The sequence below is a fragment of the Flavobacterium piscis genome (genome assembly GCF_001686925.1).
GTDB lineage: Bacteria > Bacteroidota > Bacteroidia > Flavobacteriales > Flavobacteriaceae > Flavobacterium > Flavobacterium piscis.
In genome coordinates, this window is the sequence record NZ_LVEN01000001.1 from 91,365 (window position 1) to 111,039 (window position 19,675).

Here is a 19,675-nt window from a genome sequence, read left to right on the forward strand (position 1 = left end):
GCGCTATTTTTAAAAGTGAGGGTATCGGCTTTCTTTACATTTAAATTTTCCTTTTTTTCTTTTGTGTAATCTTCATCATCACAATGTCCACAATTAGCACTTATAAGGGAGACGAAGAAAACAAATAAAATTATAGTTACATTAGCTTTATACATAAGGATTATTTTACAAATTCATGTGATTTAAACGAAAATAAAGCGCTTTTAAACCTTTATTTTATATAATTACATAGAATTGTTATATAATTTCCATATAAGGTAGATGTTTTATAGCATTTTTTGATGTATAAAATGATCAACAACCCGCTGTGTAGATGCTGCCACATCTGCTGCTATTAAGTTTGTTTCCAGTAAATAGCTATCTACAAAATCATTGACGGTTTTTTCTATGTCATCTATTTTTTTGAGTTCATCCTGGTCATTAATAATAGTATACGTACTCTCGAGGTGAGCTCTTAAACCTATTTCAAATTGTTTTATTATATCGTCCATTTTTTGAAATTATTATAGTATGAAATGTTTTTTTGAATTGGTATTTGATTTCACAATCGCACAAGAATTGTGGGTTTCTATTTCAAAAAGATGCTTTGAGCCTTTGTAAGTGCTTGGGCTATATCAATGCCTTTTTGCAGGGTACCTTTAAAAAGGTCACCTTCACTTTTAATACGCTCAATTGAATTCCGGATGGTAAAATCTTTCATAGTAAGCCCTTTTTTGACTTCATCCCAATGCAGCGGCATTGATACCGTCGCGCCTGGCTTTGGTCGAAGTGAATAAGGACTTGCAATTGTTGCACCGGGACGATTTTGAAGAAAATCCAGGTACATTTTTCCTTCCCTGTTTTTGATCTGTCGTTCCATGGAAGTATATTCAGGCAGCTGTTCATGAACAATTGATACAATAAGTTTTGCGAACATCTGCGACTGGTCATACGAGTATTTTCCACCAAGGGGTATATAGATATGAATTCCTGTAGATCCTGATGTTTTAACAAAACCGGGAATCTCAATAGCATCCAGTACTTTTTTTACTTCCTGCGCAGCTTCTATGACCTGATCAAAGGTGTTTTTATCAGGGTCAAGGTCAATCACACAATAATCAGGATTATCGGGATGCTGAATCCGGCTGAACCACGGATTCATTTCGATGCAGCCCAGTGAGGCCATATACAAAAGAGTAGCTTCATCCCCGCCAACAAGAAATTCCTTATCCTCGCCATCACTTGTGGTATAAGGAAATGTCTTTGCCCAATCGGGAGCTTTTCCCTTTACATCTTTCTGATAAAAACCCGGACCGTGTATGCCACCCGGAAAACGATTAAGAGATAAGGGACGATCTTTAAGATAAGGTAAAATATATTCAGCAACCTGATAGTAATAGTTGAACATATCACGTTTGGTATAACCGTCTTCCGGCCAATATAGTTTGCTTAAATTATTGAACTTTAAGCTGTGTCCTTTTATCTTTTTTACCTGAGATTCTTCGGTAGGATTCAGCAGGGTTTTTCTTCCTGTATTTTTGGGGGCAGCAACCAGGTTAGGTTTATCTCCTGTATTTTTCTGAAGATCTGCTATAATTGCTGTAGTTGGTGCCGCAGTTTCACGCACCACTTCAATAGCTTTTTTGTCTGATCGCATTCCCTCAAAGGATGGATGTCGAAAAACACCATCGCTGGTCACTTCGGCAAAACTAACTTCACAAACCAATTCAGGTTTTAGCCATGTTGCTACTGCATTTGGCGGATTAGGACGGAATCTTGAAGGTTTATTGATATCAGGTTCATCAGCAAAAGGATTTTTTTTTGTAATTAATGGTGCAAATTGAAGCATCATTTCCTTTTGAAGTTTATCACTAAAGCCAGTACCCACTTTGCCAACATACTGAAATGTACCATTCTCAAAAACGCCAAGTAATAAAGAACTGAACTCTTTAGACGAGCCGTCATTTTTTGTAAAACCACCAATTACTACTTCCTGCCGCAGGTTTGCCTTGACTTTTAGCCATTCCTTATTACGACTGTCCGGACTATAAACAGAATTGGCTCTTTTAGCCATTATTCCTTCAAGACCCATTTTTTTTGCAGCGGCAAAAAAGTCAAGTCCATTGCCGGTAAAAGACATGCTCAGCCGAATACGATCATCACTTGCAGGAAGGATTTCTTTTAGAACGGCTTGTCTTTCAACAAGAGTAAGTGACATAATATCGATTCCATTATACCAAAGAAGGTCAAAAACATAATAAATCAGATTGCCGTCGGCTTCACTTCTCCAGTTTTGCAGGGCACTGAAATTGGCTTTGCCATCTTTGCCAATAACAACAATTTCACCGTCAAGAACCGCATTAATTGGCCACTGTTCCATGGCAGCTGTAATAGGATAATATTTTTCTGAAAAAGATTTATTATTTCGCGATGCAATAGAAACAGAACCCTTGTTTATATAAGAAACTGCCCGATAGCCATCCCACTTTACTTCATAGATCCAATCAGGATCATCAAATGGGGCATTGACCAATGTAGCAAGCATCGGCTTTATACCAGAAGGAATTTTAGCCAAAACGCCCTTTTTTAACAATACATCTGTTTTTTTTGAAATAGTTCTCTTTGTTTTATTATTTGTTTTCATCTTCTTTTATCATTTTATATCAAAAAGATATCCTCTCTGCGTTTATAGAGATTATGGTCTTATTTCTTTTTATTTTTGAAAAATTCACGTGCACGCTTGAGTCCCGTTGCAATTGCAATACCTTCTTCCGTACCTTCCTTTAGTAGTGCGTTGGCAATTTCTACGGCCTTGCCCCGGAGTTGTACGGGCTGATTCGTATAAGATGGAGGATAATCCCCGTTATACCAGGGGCATAACATTTATCTTTTACGTTATTGTATACCCAGTGTCTTTTCAATTGCTGAAACAGAATTGGTACCTGTTCTTTCAATTGCTTTTTGAAGTTCCTCTTTGGTAACTCCAAATTTATCAGTCCAGTATGTGACCTCATGTGGTTCATTCATATTGATTTTTGATCTGTCCTGCATTCCTTTTTTGTTTAAATCGTCGCTCATGATTATTAAATTATAGTAAGTACATTTTGTAAGAATTAACTATTTGTTGCCGCGCTTCCACTGCTTCCTGCGCCGCCGGAGTTATCGTTACCGGCTCGCTCAAATTTACCAGCGTTATAGCCGTTAGGATCCGTGCCGGTATCATCACGTTGATCATCCCAGTGAGCGGTATTTGCATTTTCGCGTGAGTCTTTTATTAGATGTGTGGGTATGCTGACTTTTAAAAATGATATTTTTGTTTGTTGTTGAAGTTTTTTAAATTTTCCATTTGTTTAGTTATTAAAGGATTAGCGTTTAAAATTAATGTAATAGATCATGTTCTTTTTATAAAAAAACTTCAATTTGTTATTGAATTTACATCTACAATTACCGTTAAATAAATGAAAACGCGAACTGTACTATAACATAAATTATATAAGGATGGCATAAAATAGTATAAGAGAATTTCAAAAAAAGATTAAAACTTTAAAAGATATTATAATTTAATCGAAACGATGAAAACAATACTATTCAGGCACATAAAGCATCTGTTGACACTTTTTTGTATTTGTTCATTAGCAAGCTGTACAACATGGAAATTGGGTTCTGCGGGACAAAAAAAGATTTGCGGCAAAACATATGTCATTGTTGGAGCATCAAGTGGTTTGGGGCGGGGAGTGGCACAGGAATTAGGAAAGTACAAAGCAAATGTGGTTTTGGCTGCAAGAAGAACGGATCTTCTTGAGGAAATTGCAGATACTATTCGATTATCTGGAGGCACTGCAATAGTGGTAACAATGGATATAAGTAAACCAGAAGACCTGCAGCGGGTTGCTGAGGCCGCTGTAAAAGAACACTCTAAAATTGATGTATGGATAAATATGGCAGGAGTCGCCGCTATTGGCCGGTTCTGGGATGTTCCGGTTGAGGATCATGCCCGCGTCATAGATGTCAACTTAAAAGGATTTATATATGGAAGTCGGGTAGCGGTGCAGCAGTTTATGAAACAACGCAAAGGTGTATTGATTAATATGGGATCGGTAGAAAGCGAAATACCACTTGCTTATCAGGTTAGTTATTCGGCATCTAAAGCCGGAGTGAGAAGTCTGGGTCTAGCATTAAATCAGGAATTGCGCCTTAATGATTATAAAGATATTAAAGTAGTTACTATAGAACCCTGGGCTGTCGATACACCTTTGTGGCGGCATGTGGCAAACTATAGTGGTGTAGCACCTAAAATGCCGCTTATGGACGAACCTGCTAAAGTGGTCAATGCAGTTTTAAGAAAATCGCTTCGGCCTTCAAAAATAGTTCCGGTAGGATGGAAGGCGAAAGGATCTTCTTTTTTTGCCAATGTCTTTCCGCGTTTTTCTGAATGGCTAGCCGGAAATATATCACATAAATATCAAATTGAAACAGGACCGGAAGCACTCGACACTAAGGGTTCCCTTTATCAGCCCATACCTGAAGGACGTGGCGTAGATGACCGAGCTGATGATAGAATGAAACAGTATAAAAAGAAAAGTAAAAATAATAAATAGTACTAATTTATTGACTATATGTGGTTTATGTTTATAATGTTGTAAGTTTTGAAATAAATTCTGTAAGATAACCTTACCTGAGGTGCTTAATTTTCCAAATATTAATTTTAAATAATCTATTATGATATCAGAAAATCAAAACACAGAAGGCGCTACGGCAAAAGCAATTGAGGAACAAACTTCAAAACTGCCGTCGGATTTATTTTTGTATGCCTCATTGGCTGCAATGGGAACATCACTTACCCTAAAATGTTTGGGCAGAAGCCACAATGCATTATTTGTAGGTCAATGGGCTGCTCCTTTTTTACTGCTTGGAATTTATAACAAACTAGTAAAACTGGAAGGTCATGATGCTGAAGATAGAAACCTAAATGAATAATTATGGAAAAGCAAAAAAAAGTAAATTCGAATAATGAGCAATTTAAGGATACCGATCAGGGATTTAATGCAAGAAATCAATATAGCGGATCTGGCGATTTCAGCCCCGATGAGCAGGAAAAACCGAATGAAAACGACCAGGAGACTTTGAGATCATCATTAAATGAAAATGATGAACCTGAATCTCCAACAGATTTACAACAGGACGAATCAGGAACCCTGAAATCAAATAATTAATAACAAGCTGTAAAGCATTTAAAAAATATAAGCTGCCCTTGGGCAGCTTATATTTTTTCTAAATTTATGAAATAAAAACCTGTTCCCCAACATTTGATACAGTTTTTTATTTAAAGACCGGCAATACTCTCTGTTATTAGCTGTGCTGTCTTATCAATTGCCTGCAAAACAATTTCTTCCGGCGTGCCTTTAAAGACTTCGTGGTGACTTATTTTATCATGGGGCGTTATGATATGAAAAAACATTGTACCAACTGGTTTTTCCTTGGTTTCACTCCCACCGGGAGTGGTGAGTCCGGTAATACCTACAGCTATTTTAGAATTGAATATTTTTAAGGTTTGCTGCGCCAGTATTTTGGTTACATCTGCAGACTCCGGAGTGCATTTTTCAATCATACTGTGGGGAACATTTAAAATCTGCTCCTTTACAAATACTTCATAACAAACAATTCCGCCACGCAAAATAGCTCCCGATTTTTCGGTCATAGAAAATTCAGCAGCCATTCTTCCTGCGCTTGCGCTTTCGGCAAAAGCAATATTCCATCCTTTGGCAGCAATTGTATTGCTGCATTTTATAACAATATTTGAAGGCATAAAATAAACTTTAGTTAAATTATTAATCTACAAACTAAGACGCACTTTTTACGGCAACATTACGCTGATAATGACACTCCAGTATTGATTTCATTGAATGGGCATCATAAACAGCATTGACAAATTCACCCCAGGTTTTCTCAGCAATAAGCCTTTGTAGAGGTTGCTCGACTTTTAGTACTTCGGGGGCATTTTCTTTAATCAGGGCATCCCATTGCTCGTGAAAAGTAAGAATGTCATCCGGATAAACGGTTTTTCTTTCGGTGCCTTCATCAATAACATGAAAGGGTTTTTCGACATTCAGATAACCGTAATCATCTGTCAGTTCCTCCCCCGGATGGATATCTCTGATCGCAATTTCAAAATCGTACGGTGTACTGAAACAGCTTGGCCTAAAACTATGATTGACAAATTTGCCATTATCCCAGCACAAAACCATTTCGCCGTTTTTATTGGTGAAAGAGTAAGTGTCCAGGTATTTTTTTATATAGGGATTCAGATTAGCGGTTTTCTCCCTGCTAAAAACCTGATCCAGCTCGTCCTGAACCCAGGTTATTGTTCCTCTGGGAATTAGTTTTGTGGCCACAACGCCATATCCTTTTTCTTTGCTTATAAAGCGTACTTCTGTATCGGGATGTATCATCTTATACTAGTTTTAAACATTCATGTTCGTAAACTTCTTTTCGCAGTCCGCTGCTGGAGAAACGGTGCCTGCGTTTGTTGTAAATGAGCCGTATACCCATTTTTTCACAATAGTCACGTCCAGTAAAATTGGTGTCTTTGTATTCTTCTCCAATAATTCGAACATCAATAGCAAATGACTGAAGGATATCCTGAAGGTCCTGCTCTGTGGCATACGGAATAATTTCATCTACAAATTTGCAGGCTTTGAGTTGTATATATCTTTCTACGACAGTCTGTGTGGGTTTGTTTTTTTCAGGCCGGTCAATTGTAGGGTCAGTCTGCAGCCCTGCAATCAGATAATCACAATGCATTTTGGCTTCTTCAAGCATTTTTACATGACCTGCATGCAATAAATCAAAGGCACTAAATGTAATTCCGGTTATTGTTTTTGTTAATTCCATTTTATATTTTTTTAATTAAACATCATTTAAAAAAAATCAACAACTTGATTGAAAAAGTTCTTTTTCTTAAAATTGAGCTGTGCTTTGAGCAAAGCATCTATATAAGGCTGGTGTGGAATCCGGTTGCTGTTTTGGTCCAGGTCCCAGATGCCGCATTCGCAATATTTGGTAAGATCATCCCAATCTGGCCGGTCTGTTACGGGATAAATGCAGATCCCTTTTAAATCGACGCCATTTTTTTGGGCTAATAAACATTCAGATGAAATTTCATTTAGCCATTCAACGCGACCTGATCCAAAATGTCCTGTTTCTGAAACAAACAATGGTTTGCCATAGCGTTTGTATGCCTGCTGCAGTAATTCTGAAAAAGGAATTCTTTTTTGGCCTGAATCCGGCCAGTCTAATGGCTGCCCGTTTACTTCCCACTGGCAGTTCCAGTAATAATTAAAACCCAAAATTTCGAGGAGTTCCTCAGATCCGCCAAGTTCCGGGCACATTCTGCCGGCAATAATATCCATGGCCTGAAACTGATTTTCGTTTAAATCAATGGCTTCATTCACGGTTTCAGCACCAGAAGGATGAATGCTGACCAAAGGTTCTACCAAAATAATGTGCGATTCAGGATCTATATTTTTTATTTTTTTTATGCCCAGAATTGCAGCCTTGCACAAATGGTATTTAATGTCCCAGCCACTGTTTACGGCAAAAGGAACAGTCCCTCTCACATCTCCTGAATGCCAGGACAAAAAGCTGATTTCGTTTATAGGGACAACAAATAAAGGCTGTTTTGAATGCTGTTTATAAAACAGGGTAAAAGCCTCGCATAATTTTTCAAAACGACTGCAAAAATGAGGATGCGTAGGGTAAATTCCGTCGGGATATCCAAAATGAATCAAATCCCAAATCTGCTGAATCCCGAATTTTTCTGCGGCAAGCATTCGATTATGAACTTCAGAAAAGTCAAAAACTTCAGGAGATTGCTCCACTACACTCCAACAAATCCCTTCGCGCACCGTTTTAATACCAATGGAAGCCAAAGCCTGATAATCATCAGAAAAACGGATATCATGCTGTGTTTCTTTCAAAAGATTAATTCTTTGACCAGAGCGGTTAATATGATCTGCACATTCGTAACCGCCCATAAAAAAAGTAGTGAAAGGTTCCATCTAAACAGCAGTTTTATAAGTAAGTTTACTTTCTTTTTCTAATTTATTAAAGAGATCAATTGCATTTTTAAAAGCCTGATCCATATTAAAATATTTGTAATTGGCCAGTCTTCCCACAAAGTGAACATCCACAAGTTTTTCGGCTTCTTCTTTATAGCGCGCATAAATTTCCTGATTACGCGGGTTGGGAACCGGATAGTAAGGTTCTCCCTCATCTACAGTGAATTCTTTTACAATAGTAGTTTTATCTGATTTTTGGTTTCCAAAGTATTTGTATTCGATAATTCTGGTAAAATCCACTTCGGTTCCCGGATAATTTACCACGGAGTTTTCCTGAAAAAATTCAGCGTCGATGGTTTCACTTACAAAGTTGATAGAGCGGTATTCGAGTTTTTCCAGAAGACTGTGCTTAAACTCAAAAAAGCGATCTACAGGCCCTGTATAAAACAGTTTTTCGTAATTTTCATACTGATCCTTTACATTAAAATAATCCGTTTCCAGTACAACTTCGATGTTTGGATGATCCAGCATTTTTTCGAATAATTGTGTATAACCGCCTTTTGGCAATGCCTGATAAGTATCTGAAAAATAACGATCATCAAAATTGGTCCTAACCGGAATCCGCTCTAAAACTGAAGCATCAAGTTCAGCCGGATATTTATCCCATTGTTTTTTCGTATAATGTTTAAACATTTTTTCATACAAGAATGGTCCAACACGGCTCAAAACGGCTTCTTCACCGTTTGAAGGTTTGGCAATTGGCGAACGATGTTCTTCGAGCCAGGTTTTCATTTCTTCTTCGTTAGAAATCTGAATGCCAAACAACTCATTTACAGTAGTGATATTTACCGGAATTGGCACTGTTTTACCATCTACTCTGGCGATTACCTTATGTTCCCACTCATACCAGTCAGAGAATTGGTTGACATATTTCCAAACCTCTTCGTCATTGGTATGAAATAAATGTGCTCCGTATTTAGAAACCAGTATTCCGTTTTCATCCCTGTAATCATAACAGTTTCCTGCAATATGATTGCGTTTCTCGATAATTAAAACTTTTTTTCCAATCGAAGCATAGCGTTCTGCAATTACAGCGCCCGAGATTCCGGCACCTATAATTAAAATGTCTATTTGTTTCATTTTGCAAATTTTTTAATGATTGATTCCATTTTATCTGCCGTTGCATTCCACGACGTTTTTTCCAGAATTTTGTTGTACTCCATTTCCATCTCCAGACGATTTTTTGTAAGCAAAGTTCGTATAGCATCACAAAATTCACCATCGTTTTCGATTAAGGTTACACTTTGGCTGTAATCGCGTACTACATCTGTAATTTTGGTAGAAATAATTGGTTTTCCCGCGGCCATGTATTCCAGGGTTTTGGTAGGGCTTATGTATTTTGTAGCGTCATTCAGGGCAAATGGCATCATGGCAATATCAAAAGCTTTTAAGTAATGAGGAAGTTCATTATAAGATTTCATTCCTAAATAATGAATATTGTTTTCTTTGGGAAGATCAGCATCTTCAATTTTAGCCAGGGGACCAATCATAACAAAAGAAACGTCGGGCAGTTTTTTGGCACACTTATGAAGTAAATCCAAATCAATACGTTCATCAATTACGCCATAATAGCCCACAATTGGTTTTGGTAAACTGGCAATATCGGCTGCGGGGGAAATCCCGTTTAAGGCTTGTGCAAAATGTTCCTCATCAACAGAGCTTGGAAAACAGTATACATTTGAATGCAGCTGTTTTTTAGATTCATATAATGATTTTCCGCCGGTAAAAACAATATCGGCATGCGCCATAAGGTATTTTTCCTGATTGATAAGATGAACCGGGGCACCTTTAAAAAGTGAAAGTTCATCCATACAATCATAAACCACAGTTTCAAAATTGATTTGTTCCAATAAAGGAGAAAATGAAGCCGAATAGAACCAGCCAACCGGAATAGTTTTATTTTTTATGTAAACAGGAAGAATGGCTATTATGGATTCAATATCTTTTACATACGGTTGTAAAACATGTAATTTCTCGGTTATAACCATTAGATTTCCACATGAATTATTATCCTGATGATGATGAACTGGCTCCTCAATAAATAAAACTTTCATATTAGATGCTAGCCTGCTTATGATATGCTGTGGTCGCTGGTATACAAACTGCCATCTAAGGTGGCAAAATACAATCATATCATAATATTGTGGCGCACCACTGTCAAGTAAATCTGTTTTTGTAATAGTTTTTTTTTGGGTATTTGTTAAATTATTTATCATGGTATATAGTGATTAAAGTAATTTGTTTGTAATGGGTTATAGAGTTTAAATGATTGATATTATAGCAAATGTATTTTTGAGAGTTGTCATTTTCTTACAAAAAAACATGGATTGCTTACATAATCTACAGGTGTTTAGTCTGTAAATTTTGTAAGTAATTATATAAGTAAATAAGTATGTAATTGTTTTTTTAAATGTAAAAATTGATAAAAAAACATTATTGTCAAAGCTTTGCTTAAATCGAAAGCCACATTGCTTCTGGTCACTGCCGAGCCTGCATTTCCTCACGAAAAAAGCTGATCTGTCAGATAATTAGGGTAACACCACTGCATTACAGAAACAGCACTGGAAATAATAGACACCAGTATTGATACTAATAAGTACAAATACCGGAACAAAGCGAACTACTGGCTTTGGTGCGGCAAGAACTACACAAATGGAACTAATTCTCTGGGAACAGATTTCACTACAACTGCTCCTCAACGATAAAAAAAGTGTTGAAAAAAGTAGAAAAGCTGTACTAATGTTAGTACAGTTTTTTTATTTTTGATGTGGCAATTAATTATCCAGAAGTTAATTCCTGTAGTTTTAAGGCATTAAAAGCCGCGTAGCCTTTTTCGTCGTTGTCAAAGTACACAAAGACCTCTTTAGTTTCTGCCCATTTTAAGCACTGGTCTGCCCATTGCTGTAAAGTTTCATCAGGATAACTTCCCTGATATTTATTGCCCGGACCGTGCAATCGAAGGTATACAAAATCTGCCGTGATTTTAACCGGCGACATGTGCCCCGCTAATTCATAAATGCAAAATGCACAATTGTATTTTTCCAGTAAAGCAAAAACTTCTTCTTTATACCAGTCGGCATTTCTAAACTCAAATACAAACCGATACTTCTTCGGTAAAGCCTTTAAAAATTTTTCTAAGAGTGCTATGTTTGATTTCATGACTGGCGGAAGCTGAAATAAAACGGGTCCCAGTTTTTTGCCTAATGATTGTACAAGATCCATAAAAGGAGGAAGTGTTACCTCAGGATCGTGCAGTTTTTTGTTGTGCGTAATATATTTATTGGCTTTGATGACGTAGACAAAATTATCCGGTGTGTTATTTTTCCAATTCAAGAAAGTGTCCTCTGAAGGCATACCATAAAATGTATTATTGATTTCGACGGTACTGAATTTTTCAAGATAATAAGCAAATCTGTCTTTGACCTTTGTTCCTTCAGGATAAAATGTTCCCATCCAGTGCTTATAAGCCCAGCCCGAAGTACCAATATAAATTCTGTGATTTTCCATAATGATTTACTTAAATTCGATATGATAATCCAATTTCTGCAAATCTGTCTGAATACGCATGCATAATGCCCGTTCCGGCTATAAAGTCTAATTGCAGATTATTATTTACAAGAAATAACAGGGCTGCATCGGCCTTATTTTTAGCATGGTGATCAGGTTCTGCAAAACCATAAACTTCAACGACGAGTTTAATTTTTCTGGTTAAAGAATGATCTGCTGAAATGGTATAAATATATTCCGGATTAGACCTTTCAGGCAGCCAGTGAACCCCTGTATTATAGCCCAGATGAGAAGATTTAGAAAGTTCATGTTGCACTAAAATCCGTAATTCAGGACTGTATTTGGGTTCCTGGTAAGCATTATCTGCTAACCACGGAATACTTGTACGTCCAAATAATGCAATATCAGGAATTGCACCTTTATGATCTGCAATGTGGTATTTTAAACCCACAGCAATAGGGTCTATTCCGTAATGATTATCATTTTGCTCCTGTTCTGTTTTTAAGGCACTTTCAATGCGAAATTCAAGATTCTTTACCAGTCCGTAACGCAAAACGATTTGAGGAACTTCAAATATTTTTTTGTTATCTTCCTGTTCAAAGATAAAGCCGGATTCTATTTGTAAATGATGCCTGGCAACAGCATTTGGACCTTCGGTTTCGTTTGGCCTGTCTGTCTGTATTTGTTGTGCGGACGTTATATAAGAGATGCTAAACAAGCTTAGCGTAATAAATTTTCCTAGTAATTTCATAATAACATTTTATTTTAAAACAAACCCATTTGCGTTTAATATCTCAGTAACCTTAATTGCAATTTCAGACCTGTATTTACCGTCGGCTGTGATATGTCATGCAATAATTCTTCCATATTTTGATATTTAAATTTGAATGCAAAAAACATCTGCACGAAGTACAGATGTTTTTCAGGTAAAATGAAAAGAAGTAGTATTATTGTTTTTTATTCTGCCGCAACGACATTAACTGTGTTTAAGGCAACATCATTAAGAATGCAGTCAGCTTCTTTTTCCTCGGCAAGTGTTTGTGTTAATAATTTTGCAGCATCATTCTCGCCTAATGCCTTTGCAAAAGCGACTAAAGTACCATAAGTTGCAATTTCATAATGTTCGATTTTTTGCGATGCCGAAATAATTCCCGCATCTCTAACAGCACCCGGAGCCGTTTCAAGCAAAATACTATCGCCTTCTTTTAATAATCCGGCCATAGCCTCGCATTTTTTTCCTTCGGCTTTTTCTCCAAGTAAATCAAAAACTTTTTCAAGTCTTGATACTTGATTTTGTGTAATTAGAAGATGCTCTATAATAGCGCTCGAAAGACCTGAAGCTGTTGCATTTGCAGACATTTTAGGCAAAGCACCAACAAGTGCATTTTCGGCCCAGTAAATATCTTTAAGGCTATCGATAAATAAAGCTCTCAAATCTTCGGCTGCATCTGCTGCAGGTTGTACAATATTACCACTAGTATGTGGTTTGCTGACTTTCGCAGCAACTTTGCTTTCTGTTGGTTTTTCCTGATTTTTCATGTTTTTATATTTTGAATGTTAATTGTATAAGTTTGGTTCTCGGTCCCAAAAGCGGTGCTGTGCCATAGCCGCTATAAACTCTAATGCAAAGGATTCTTTAGCAGCTTCTCCGGATAAAATAATTCCGGAATCGTCATTCGTTATTTTTGAGGCAAAAGGTGTATCGTTCAATAATCCCGTTGCCTTGCCATCGGCACCAATAACTTTGCAATGTTTATAAGCGTCGTTTAAAAATTCCATTACATCGTCGTTTTCAGCTAAAGTGTTAAGTCCTAATCCATGCGGAATGTAAACGGCATCAAATAAAACCGATGATGCGGTTAAGAAACTAAAATCTGCTGCAAGCGCCCCGTCCTGATCTGTAAGTACAGAACCTAGATGTGGTGCAACAATTAAGCCTTTTGCATCTTCTTTTAAAAGCGCACTTTTTATGTTTTGGACAGCGGCTTCAGAAACTCCGTCAGAAACAATTATCGCTACTTTTCGAGAAGCAATGGTAGGGGAATTGGTTGGGTTTTTAAGCATGGAGAGTGCATCAGAGCTATCAACAGAAGAATCCACAATCTGAGGTTCCTGATTTCCGTTTTCGTTTTCCGGAGATACGCCATGATTAATTGGAGTTTCTAATATTGGCGGAACTGTTGCGCCAAGTCCCATGGCTACTTTTTCTGCCAGTTGTGTATCTACCTGAGATAAAAGCCCCAGCATTCTGACTCTTACCGCTGTCGTTTCTACTTTTCCAAGTTCAAAGCGCAATGCTTTTACGATGTGGCTTTTTTCTACATCGGTCTGGCTGTTAAAAAATAGTCTTGCCTGGCCAAAATGATCTGCAAAACTTTCACTTCTTTCCCTCACTTTATGAGCATCTACGCGTTCGTTGAAACTTGCAAATCCGCCTTCGGCAATCATAGCCTGATAAGGGCATCCTCCGCCTAATGAATTGGGATGATAACTTACGCGTCCTTTATTAATTTCCTGACGCATATGTCCGTCACGTTGATTGTTGTGAACCGGTGCAACACTTCGGTTAATTGGAATTTCATGAAAATTTGGACTTCCTAACCGGGATAATTGCGTATCTGTATAAGAAAATAATCTTCCTTGTAAAAGGGGATCATTCGAAAAATCAATTCCCGGCACCACATGTCCGGGATGAAAAGCGATTTGTTCTGTTTCTGCAAAAAAGTTATCCGGATTTTTATCCAAAACCATTCTTCCTACAATTGTTACTGGAACTAATTCCTCAGGAACGATTTTAGTTGGATCAAGTAAATCAAATTCGTATTTGTGTTCATCCTCTGCAGGAATGATCTGCACGCCTAATTCCCATTCGGGAAAATTCCCCATTTCGATGGCTTCCCATAAATCTTCACGATGAAAATCTGGATTTTTTCCTGAAATTTTCTGAGCCTCGTCCCAGGCTACGGCATGGGTTCCTAACTTTGGTTTCCAGTGAAATTTTACAAAAGTAGATGCTCCGGCTTCATTAATAAGTCTAAAAGTATGAACGCCAAATCCTTCCATCATTCTGTAACTTCTGGGAATGGCGCGGTCAGACATTATCCACATAATCATGTGCATCGATTCGGGCATTAGCGAAATAAAATCCCAAAAAGTATCGTGCGCAGAAGCAGCCTGAGGCATTTCGTTGTGAGGTTCCGGTTTTACGGCATGAACAAGATCCGGGAATTTTGAAGCATCCTGAATAAAAAAGACAGGTATGTTATTGGCAACCAAATCGTAAATACCTTCCTGGGTATAAAATTTCACAGCAAATCCTCGAACATCCCTGGCCAGATCAGTAGATCCTCTTGAACCCGCAACTGTAGAAAAACGAGCAAAAACCGGCGTTTTTAATCCTGCTTCCTGCAAAAATCCTGCTTTTGTTAACTCAGGTATAGGGTTTGTGACTTCAAAAAAACCGTGAGCTCCCGAACCGCGTGCGTGTACAATTCGTTCCGGAATACGTTCGTGGTCAAAATGTGTGATTTTTTCTCTTAAGATAAAATCTTCGAGTAGGGAAGGCCCTCTTTCGCCTGCTTTTAGCGAATTGTTGTCATCATTAATGCGAACACCCTGATCGGTAGTCAGAAACTTATTTGTTCCATCAGATTTGTTTATCGACAAATCACGCTGTTTTTCGTCTTGATAATTTTTCATATAATTTTTTGATTTGTGAGATTAAATAGGTTTTGATTTGTTTTTATCATTCACATTATGAAGTGTTTGTGGGTAATAAAACCAAATTTAGTTTTGATAATTAAGTTGAAATTATACTATTATTCCTGAAGATTATACAATTACCATCCTGACATTTCCATCGTTACAATTTTTTATATACTTTGAAGATGTGGGCGAATTTGCATCGAAACGATATCGCATCTTTTTGGCTGAGACAAACAAAACAAAGTACTCATGGCAATATCATACGCTTCAAGCATTTCCATTTTGTCTACCTTTTCGTGCTGTACTTCTTTCGGGTCAGTCTGCATATCGCTTGTTACGGCTCCGGGTTCGATGAGAGAAACTTTAATGCCAAGCGGATTTAATTCCTTACGCAGCGAGGTGCTAAACCTCTTATGGCTGATTTGGTTGCGACATAAATAGTACTTTCGGGATTACGGCTTTCTGCGCTCATTGATCCGATATTAATAATATGTCCGGATTTCTGTTCTTTCATTCTTGATGCGGCTTCCTGAGCAAAGGCCAGATAACCGGTAATGTTGGTATCTATAATATACTTGTAATCTTCGTATGTTTCCTTTGTTATTCCGGGAGATGCAAGTGCTGCGTTGTTGATCAAAATGTCGATTCCGCCCAGTTCACTATCTGCAATTTCCAATATTTTATCGATGTCTTTTTTTTGGTCACATCGGCCGGAGTGCCATAAACCTCGCTGCCGGGAAATTGCTTTTTAATATCCGCAACAGCTTTTTTAAAATCTTCATGGTCCCTTCCAAAAATAAGCACGCGACCGCCAAGAGAGACCAAAACATCAGCAATCGCTTTTCCAATTCCGGTCGTTCCGCCGGTTACTACAATTCGTTTATCTTTAATGTTTTGTCCAAAGTAATTTGTTAATTGTTCCATTATTTGTTTTTTTTATAAGTGATTACTATTGTTGTGCTGTAACATTTTTCACAACATTTGATTCTTCTTTAATTTTAGAAATAAGTACAATCATGATTCCGGCAAGAAATGTTATAATTCCAAAAGAAACCCTGATACTGGTGACTTCAGAAATAAAACCAATTAGCGGAGGTACAGCCAGAAACCCGAGATAACTGATACTTGAAATGGAGGCAAGTGAACTCGCGCTGCTATGTACGGCAGACTTTCCTGCAAGACCAAAAACAAGTGGTGAAATACAGGATATTCCGAATCCTATCAGGATAAAACCAAGAATTCCCGTAAAAACAAAAGGTAGCGTTACCACAATTAAAAAGCCTGTTGCCAGCAAGGCGGCACTGTAGAAAAGCATTTTTTTGACGCCGATTCTGTTGACAATTCGATCACCTGCAAACCTGCCCACTGTCATGGTGATCATATAAACTGCAAACGCGCCGGTTGCCAGTGGCTGTGAGGCTTTCATGGCTTTCTGAAAATAAACGCCACTCCAGTCATACATCGTATTTTCGCAAGCCATGCAAATAAAAACTATGATGGCATATCCCAATATAGATTTCTCTGGCAATGCAAATAATGTTTTGTGTTTTTTTGAATCGGCCGGAGCGTCTAATGTATATTGATACTGATGAAGTGTTAAGGCAATCATGGCAATTCCAACCAAAGGAAAATGCCATTGAATACCAATTCCGAAACTAACCAAAACATAACCTAAAGCCGCTCCCGAAAATCCCGCGATGCTCCAAATTCCATGGAAAGTGGTGATAATTGATTTGTTTCTATAAAGTTTTTGTACACTTACAGCCTGCGCATTCATACTGATATTTAAAAGATTTCGAGACGATCCGAAACAAAACAAGATGACAAAGAGCTGCCAGACTTCTGATACAAAACCGGTTAAACATAAAACAGCATTAAAAGCAATTGATCCTATCAGCATTATTTTTTTGCTGCTGTTTCGGCTTAGAAGATAATTTGTAATTGGCAATGTGCAAATCAAACCTATTGGCATTGCAAATAATATACTGCCAAGCATGCTGTCACTCAATTGAAATTCAGTCCGAATGGTTGGTATTCTTGAAGCCCAGGCTGCGTAACCATATCCGGAAATAAAAAAGAATACCGCATTGGCAATTCTGCTTTTTCGTCGTTGTAAGTTTTCTGTATCGTACATACTCTAATTTTTTCTTTCACAATTATCGTATTTACCATTGCACTTTAATTACGGCCTGACCTGAAATTCTGTACTCGTGTATTTTGGCACTTTCGTAAAAAGCCTTTAGAAGGTCCTTATCCTGAAATACTTTCATTTTAATATTTCGGTCGTCCAATTTTAAAATCTTCAAATTGCAGCACATATCTTTATCCCCCTGCAGATGTATGGTTAGTGATTTTCCTCTTTTGGTTTGCTGAATAACCGGATAGTCAACAAAAACAAGAAAGTCATCTTCTATTTTAATATATTGCCTTGGCACAACACCAAATGGCATTCCTGCACCGTAAACTTCCTGACCAACCTGACCGCTTTGTTCCCAGCCGTTGTATAAATCTTCTAAAGGAATCCACAAATCAGCTTGTATTTCTCCTGTTTTTACTTCTTCAGAAAGCATTTCTTTAGGCAGCATCGTTGGATAATAATAAGCAATTCTACCCACCGCATATTTAATGAACTCCGGTAGCAGTGTTTTTAGAGCCGGTAAAATTTCAACATCCTTTGCCTGAATCATATATTCTGATAAGGCAGCATATACCTCTAACTCTTCATATGCAGCAGTATAGGGAGCATCATTGAGAGGAAAGATGGAAAAGAAATTGGTGTAATTTTTTCCATATCCGTATCTGCAATCATACAATTGAATATTTTTAAATAATCCCGTAAGGCAGGTATAACTTAGATCCAGGTACAATTTTTTGTTGGTAATTTTATACAGTTCTAATAATGCGCCTGCTGCAAACGCGGTGTTATTGGCCTGATATAAAATATTAAGTCCGAGATCTGCTAATTTTTTTGCTGCTTTTTCAGCTTCGTTTAAATAACGTTTTTCTTTGGTCAAGTTAAAAACCAACAGCATTAAATGCGCATAAGAACCGGGAACATCATTTTCACCCCCGGCGCCCGGAGCAGTTTCTTCCTTGATTATTTCAAGTGTTTCCATATTATAAAATACCGGCCACTCATATTTAAAATGATGTGCCACCTTTATGACAAAATCAATGGAGTCCAATAATAGTTTTTCAGCTGTTTTGTCGCCATCTAAGGCCAGTCTTGCCAAATTCATTAGCGGATGATGCAGATACCAGGAATCCATCACCATCTCTTTTTTTTGTTCTTCGGACTTGTCCAGTTTGTCCACCATTGAAGGAAGCCAGCGATTAATGCACTTTATTTTTGGATCGTAAAAAGCGGGCAGTCCTTTAATCAAATCATCGCAAACAGGTTGTTTTTGGGCACTCCATTTTTCATATTCCTTGAATGGAGTTAGTACAGCAAGCTGCACCATGCTTTCAGGAGGTGTTTCGTAGTCGCACAAGTAGGCGCTTAAATACGGAATCCCGTCTTTTTGTGTCCAGGCGCCTTTGTTATTGGTTAAATCTGCAACCACTTTTTGAGCGATTTCGGGCCAATGGTGATATTCAATTCGTGGCTGTTCAAGCGCTTTATATATTTTGACAAGGTTATTTAAAAAATGTTCACAAATAGAGGTTGTTTCTTCGAATATCTCAGTTTCCAGAACTACATAAGCATCTGATATTGTAAAAGATTTGTCTGCCGGAAGAGGTTGTTTATCAGTAGAGGGCAATTGAAAACCAATTTCTGGCCAGGTTCCTCCAACAGTATTTTTAGATTCAGATTGAGTTACTTCGCAATATTCAGAAAGTGACGTAAGATTTTGAAAATAAAAAAACGATCCGGTTGCTGGTTTTGTAATACTTGCAAATAATAATCCGGATCGGGATCCAAATTGTTCCATATGAATTTTTCCAGCGGTATTCTCTACACTTCCATTTTGTGTCAAAGGAATTATATCTCGTGGCCAAAACGGAATCATCAACGGCATATTGGCCTTAAAAGTGGTGGTGTAATGTAGTATAGGCGTTTCCTTATCCGGAAAATCTACACGGACTTCATAACTTCCAAGTTTGGTATTCAATTGGATTACAATTGTTTGGTTGTCAAAAATATTCACAACTTCAAAGCAACTGTTCATTGCAAATGCCGCCCGAAACGCTATTTTTCCGTTATCGGGCAGGAGAGCGACGATCCATAATGAATCGCCCGTATTATAAAATTGATACGTATAATCAAGGATTTTTCTTTCTAATAGCAGTTCACTATTTTCAATATCTTCCTGAGCCGTTGCGCTCCAAGGTGTTACTGTATTCATAAGATAAGTTTTTATTAATAA

At 37.6% G+C, this 19,675-nt stretch carries 19 protein-coding genes and 1 pseudogene; 3 read left to right on the forward strand and 17 right to left on the reverse strand.

Annotated elements, in window-relative coordinates; all coding sequences use genetic code 11:
* Positions 1-266: 266 nt before the first annotated feature.
* The 3 genes from FLP_RS00440 to FLP_RS00455 all read right to left on the reverse strand — a co-directional run bounded on the left by FLP_RS00440 (position 267) and on the right by FLP_RS00455 (position 3,057).
* Entirely contained in the window at positions 267-491 is a 225-nt protein-coding gene (locus tag FLP_RS00440; RefSeq protein ID WP_065447533.1) for a hypothetical protein, read from the reverse strand.
* Positions 492-568: 77 nt separating this feature from the next.
* Positions 569-2,623, reverse strand: coding sequence for a DNA ligase D (gene ligD, locus FLP_RS00445; protein WP_065447534.1), 2,055 nt, complete (start codon positions 2,621-2,623; stop codon positions 569-571).
* 251 nt (positions 2,624-2,874) lie between these two features.
* A complete protein-coding gene (locus tag FLP_RS00455; RefSeq protein WP_065447536.1) occupies positions 2,875-3,057 on the reverse strand; it encodes a DUF3606 domain-containing protein in 183 nt (60 codons plus the stop codon).
* Positions 3,058-3,587: 530 nt separating this feature from the next.
* On the opposite strand from FLP_RS00455, the gene FLP_RS00460 reads away from it, so the two are divergent.
* From FLP_RS00460 to FLP_RS00470, 3 genes are all read left to right on the forward strand, one after another.
* Positions 3,588-4,577: an SDR family NAD(P)-dependent oxidoreductase gene (locus FLP_RS00460; protein ID WP_207797828.1), complete on the forward strand. Its 990-nt coding sequence runs from the start codon at positions 3,588-3,590 to the stop codon at positions 4,575-4,577.
* 121 nt (positions 4,578-4,698) lie between these two features.
* Positions 4,699-4,956, forward strand: a complete 258-nt coding sequence (locus FLP_RS00465) for a hypothetical protein (protein WP_065447538.1) — start codon at positions 4,699-4,701, stop codon at positions 4,954-4,956.
* 2 nt (positions 4,957-4,958) lie between these two features.
* A complete protein-coding gene (locus tag FLP_RS00470; RefSeq protein ID WP_065447539.1) occupies positions 4,959-5,192 on the forward strand; it encodes a hypothetical protein in 234 nt (77 codons plus the stop codon).
* A gap of 110 nt (positions 5,193-5,302) precedes the next feature.
* Here the strand turns inward: FLP_RS00470 and FLP_RS00475 are convergent, their stop codons facing one another.
* The 14 genes and pseudogenes from FLP_RS00475 to FLP_RS00540 all read right to left on the reverse strand — a co-directional run bounded on the left by FLP_RS00475 (position 5,303) and on the right by FLP_RS00540 (position 19,654).
* Positions 5,303-5,785 carry a CinA family protein gene (locus tag FLP_RS00475; RefSeq protein WP_065447540.1) on the reverse strand — a complete coding sequence of 161 codons (483 nt, stop codon included), beginning with the start codon at positions 5,783-5,785 and terminating at the stop codon, positions 5,303-5,305.
* 34 nt (positions 5,786-5,819) lie between these two features.
* A complete protein-coding gene (locus tag FLP_RS00480) occupies positions 5,820-6,428 on the reverse strand; it encodes an SET domain-containing protein (RefSeq protein ID WP_065447541.1) in 609 nt (202 codons plus the stop codon).
* Position 6,429: 1 nt separating this feature from the next.
* On the reverse strand, positions 6,430-6,870 hold the full coding sequence (locus FLP_RS00485; RefSeq protein WP_065447542.1) for an adenylyltransferase/cytidyltransferase family protein: 441 nt from the start codon (positions 6,868-6,870) through the stop codon (positions 6,430-6,432).
* A gap of 26 nt (positions 6,871-6,896) precedes the next feature.
* Entirely contained in the window at positions 6,897-8,036 is a 1,140-nt protein-coding gene (locus tag FLP_RS00490; RefSeq protein WP_065447543.1) for a glycoside hydrolase family protein, read from the reverse strand.
* Positions 8,037-9,176, reverse strand: coding sequence for a UDP-galactopyranose mutase (gene glf, locus FLP_RS00495; RefSeq protein WP_065447544.1), 1,140 nt, complete (start codon positions 9,174-9,176; stop codon positions 8,037-8,039).
* Entirely contained in the window at positions 9,173-10,312 is a 1,140-nt protein-coding gene (locus FLP_RS00500) for a glycosyltransferase (protein ID WP_065447545.1), read from the reverse strand. Before FLP_RS00500 ends, glf begins: the two co-directional genes overlap by 4 nt.
* 562 nt (positions 10,313-10,874) lie before the next feature.
* Positions 10,875-11,603: a DUF72 domain-containing protein gene (locus tag FLP_RS00510; protein WP_065447547.1), complete on the reverse strand. Its 729-nt coding sequence runs from the start codon at positions 11,601-11,603 to the stop codon at positions 10,875-10,877.
* 10 nt (positions 11,604-11,613) lie between these two features.
* Positions 11,614-12,354: a transporter gene (locus tag FLP_RS00515; protein WP_065447548.1), complete on the reverse strand. Its 741-nt coding sequence runs from the start codon at positions 12,352-12,354 to the stop codon at positions 11,614-11,616.
* 206 nt (positions 12,355-12,560) lie between these two features.
* Positions 12,561-13,142: a YciE/YciF ferroxidase family protein gene (locus tag FLP_RS00520; RefSeq protein WP_065447549.1), complete on the reverse strand. Its 582-nt coding sequence runs from the start codon at positions 13,140-13,142 to the stop codon at positions 12,561-12,563.
* Between the two features lie 18 nt (positions 13,143-13,160).
* A complete protein-coding gene (locus tag FLP_RS00525) occupies positions 13,161-15,302 on the reverse strand; it encodes a catalase (protein ID WP_065447550.1) in 2,142 nt (713 codons plus the stop codon).
* 173 nt (positions 15,303-15,475) lie between these two features.
* The gene (locus FLP_RS25685) at positions 15,476-15,634 is read right to left on the reverse strand and encodes a hypothetical protein (RefSeq protein ID WP_243397569.1); all 159 of its coding nucleotides are present in this window, start codon (positions 15,632-15,634) and stop codon (positions 15,476-15,478) included.
* 53 nt (positions 15,635-15,687) lie between these two features.
* Positions 15,688-16,232 (reverse strand): annotated as a pseudogene (locus FLP_RS25885) (SDR family NAD(P)-dependent oxidoreductase).
* A gap of 25 nt (positions 16,233-16,257) precedes the next feature.
* Complete coding sequence (locus tag FLP_RS00535; RefSeq protein WP_065447551.1) at positions 16,258-17,442, reverse strand: MFS transporter; 1,185 nt, start codon at positions 17,440-17,442, stop codon at positions 16,258-16,260.
* 31 nt (positions 17,443-17,473) lie between these two features.
* Positions 17,474-19,654: a hypothetical protein gene (locus FLP_RS00540; RefSeq protein WP_065447552.1), complete on the reverse strand. Its 2,181-nt coding sequence runs from the start codon at positions 19,652-19,654 to the stop codon at positions 17,474-17,476.
* Positions 19,655-19,675 lie beyond the last annotated feature (21 nt).

Excerpts from the sequence above, each read along its gene's own strand:
- FLP_RS00440 (WP_065447533.1), bottom strand. The coding sequence starts at position 491 with ATGGACGATATAATAAAACAATTTGAAATAGGTTTAAGAGCTCACCTC.
- ligD (WP_065447534.1), bottom strand. The coding sequence starts at position 2,623 with ATGAAAACAAATAATAAAACAAAGAGAACTATTTCAAAAAAAACAGAT.
- FLP_RS00455 (WP_065447536.1), bottom strand. The coding sequence starts at position 3,057 with ATGAGCGACGATTTAAACAAAAAAGGAATGCAGGACAGATCAAAAATC.
- FLP_RS00465 (WP_065447538.1), top strand. The coding sequence starts at position 4,699 with ATGATATCAGAAAATCAAAACACAGAAGGCGCTACGGCAAAAGCAATT.
- FLP_RS00470 (WP_065447539.1), top strand. The coding sequence starts at position 4,959 with ATGGAAAAGCAAAAAAAAGTAAATTCGAATAATGAGCAATTTAAGGAT.
- FLP_RS00475 (WP_065447540.1), bottom strand. The coding sequence starts at position 5,785 with ATGCCTTCAAATATTGTTATAAAATGCAGCAATACAATTGCTGCCAAA.
- FLP_RS00480 (WP_065447541.1), bottom strand. The coding sequence starts at position 6,428 with ATGATACATCCCGATACAGAAGTACGCTTTATAAGCAAAGAAAAAGGA.
- FLP_RS00485 (WP_065447542.1), bottom strand. The coding sequence starts at position 6,870 with ATGGAATTAACAAAAACAATAACCGGAATTACATTTAGTGCCTTTGAT.
- FLP_RS00490 (WP_065447543.1), bottom strand. The coding sequence starts at position 8,036 with ATGGAACCTTTCACTACTTTTTTTATGGGCGGTTACGAATGTGCAGAT.
- glf (WP_065447544.1), bottom strand. The coding sequence starts at position 9,176 with ATGAAACAAATAGACATTTTAATTATAGGTGCCGGAATCTCGGGCGCT.
- FLP_RS00500 (WP_065447545.1), bottom strand. The coding sequence starts at position 10,312 with ATGATAAATAATTTAACAAATACCCAAAAAAAAACTATTACAAAAACA.
- FLP_RS00510 (WP_065447547.1), bottom strand. The coding sequence starts at position 11,603 with ATGGAAAATCACAGAATTTATATTGGTACTTCGGGCTGGGCTTATAAG.
- FLP_RS00515 (WP_065447548.1), bottom strand. The coding sequence starts at position 12,354 with ATGAAATTACTAGGAAAATTTATTACGCTAAGCTTGTTTAGCATCTCT.
- FLP_RS00520 (WP_065447549.1), bottom strand. The coding sequence starts at position 13,142 with ATGAAAAATCAGGAAAAACCAACAGAAAGCAAAGTTGCTGCGAAAGTC.
- FLP_RS00525 (WP_065447550.1), bottom strand. The coding sequence starts at position 15,302 with ATGAAAAATTATCAAGACGAAAAACAGCGTGATTTGTCGATAAACAAA.
- FLP_RS25685 (WP_243397569.1), bottom strand. The coding sequence starts at position 15,634 with ATGCAGACTGACCCGAAAGAAGTACAGCACGAAAAGGTAGACAAAATG.
- FLP_RS00535 (WP_065447551.1), bottom strand. The coding sequence starts at position 17,442 with ATGTACGATACAGAAAACTTACAACGACGAAAAAGCAGAATTGCCAAT.
- FLP_RS00540 (WP_065447552.1), bottom strand. The coding sequence starts at position 19,654 with ATGAATACAGTAACACCTTGGAGCGCAACGGCTCAGGAAGATATTGAA.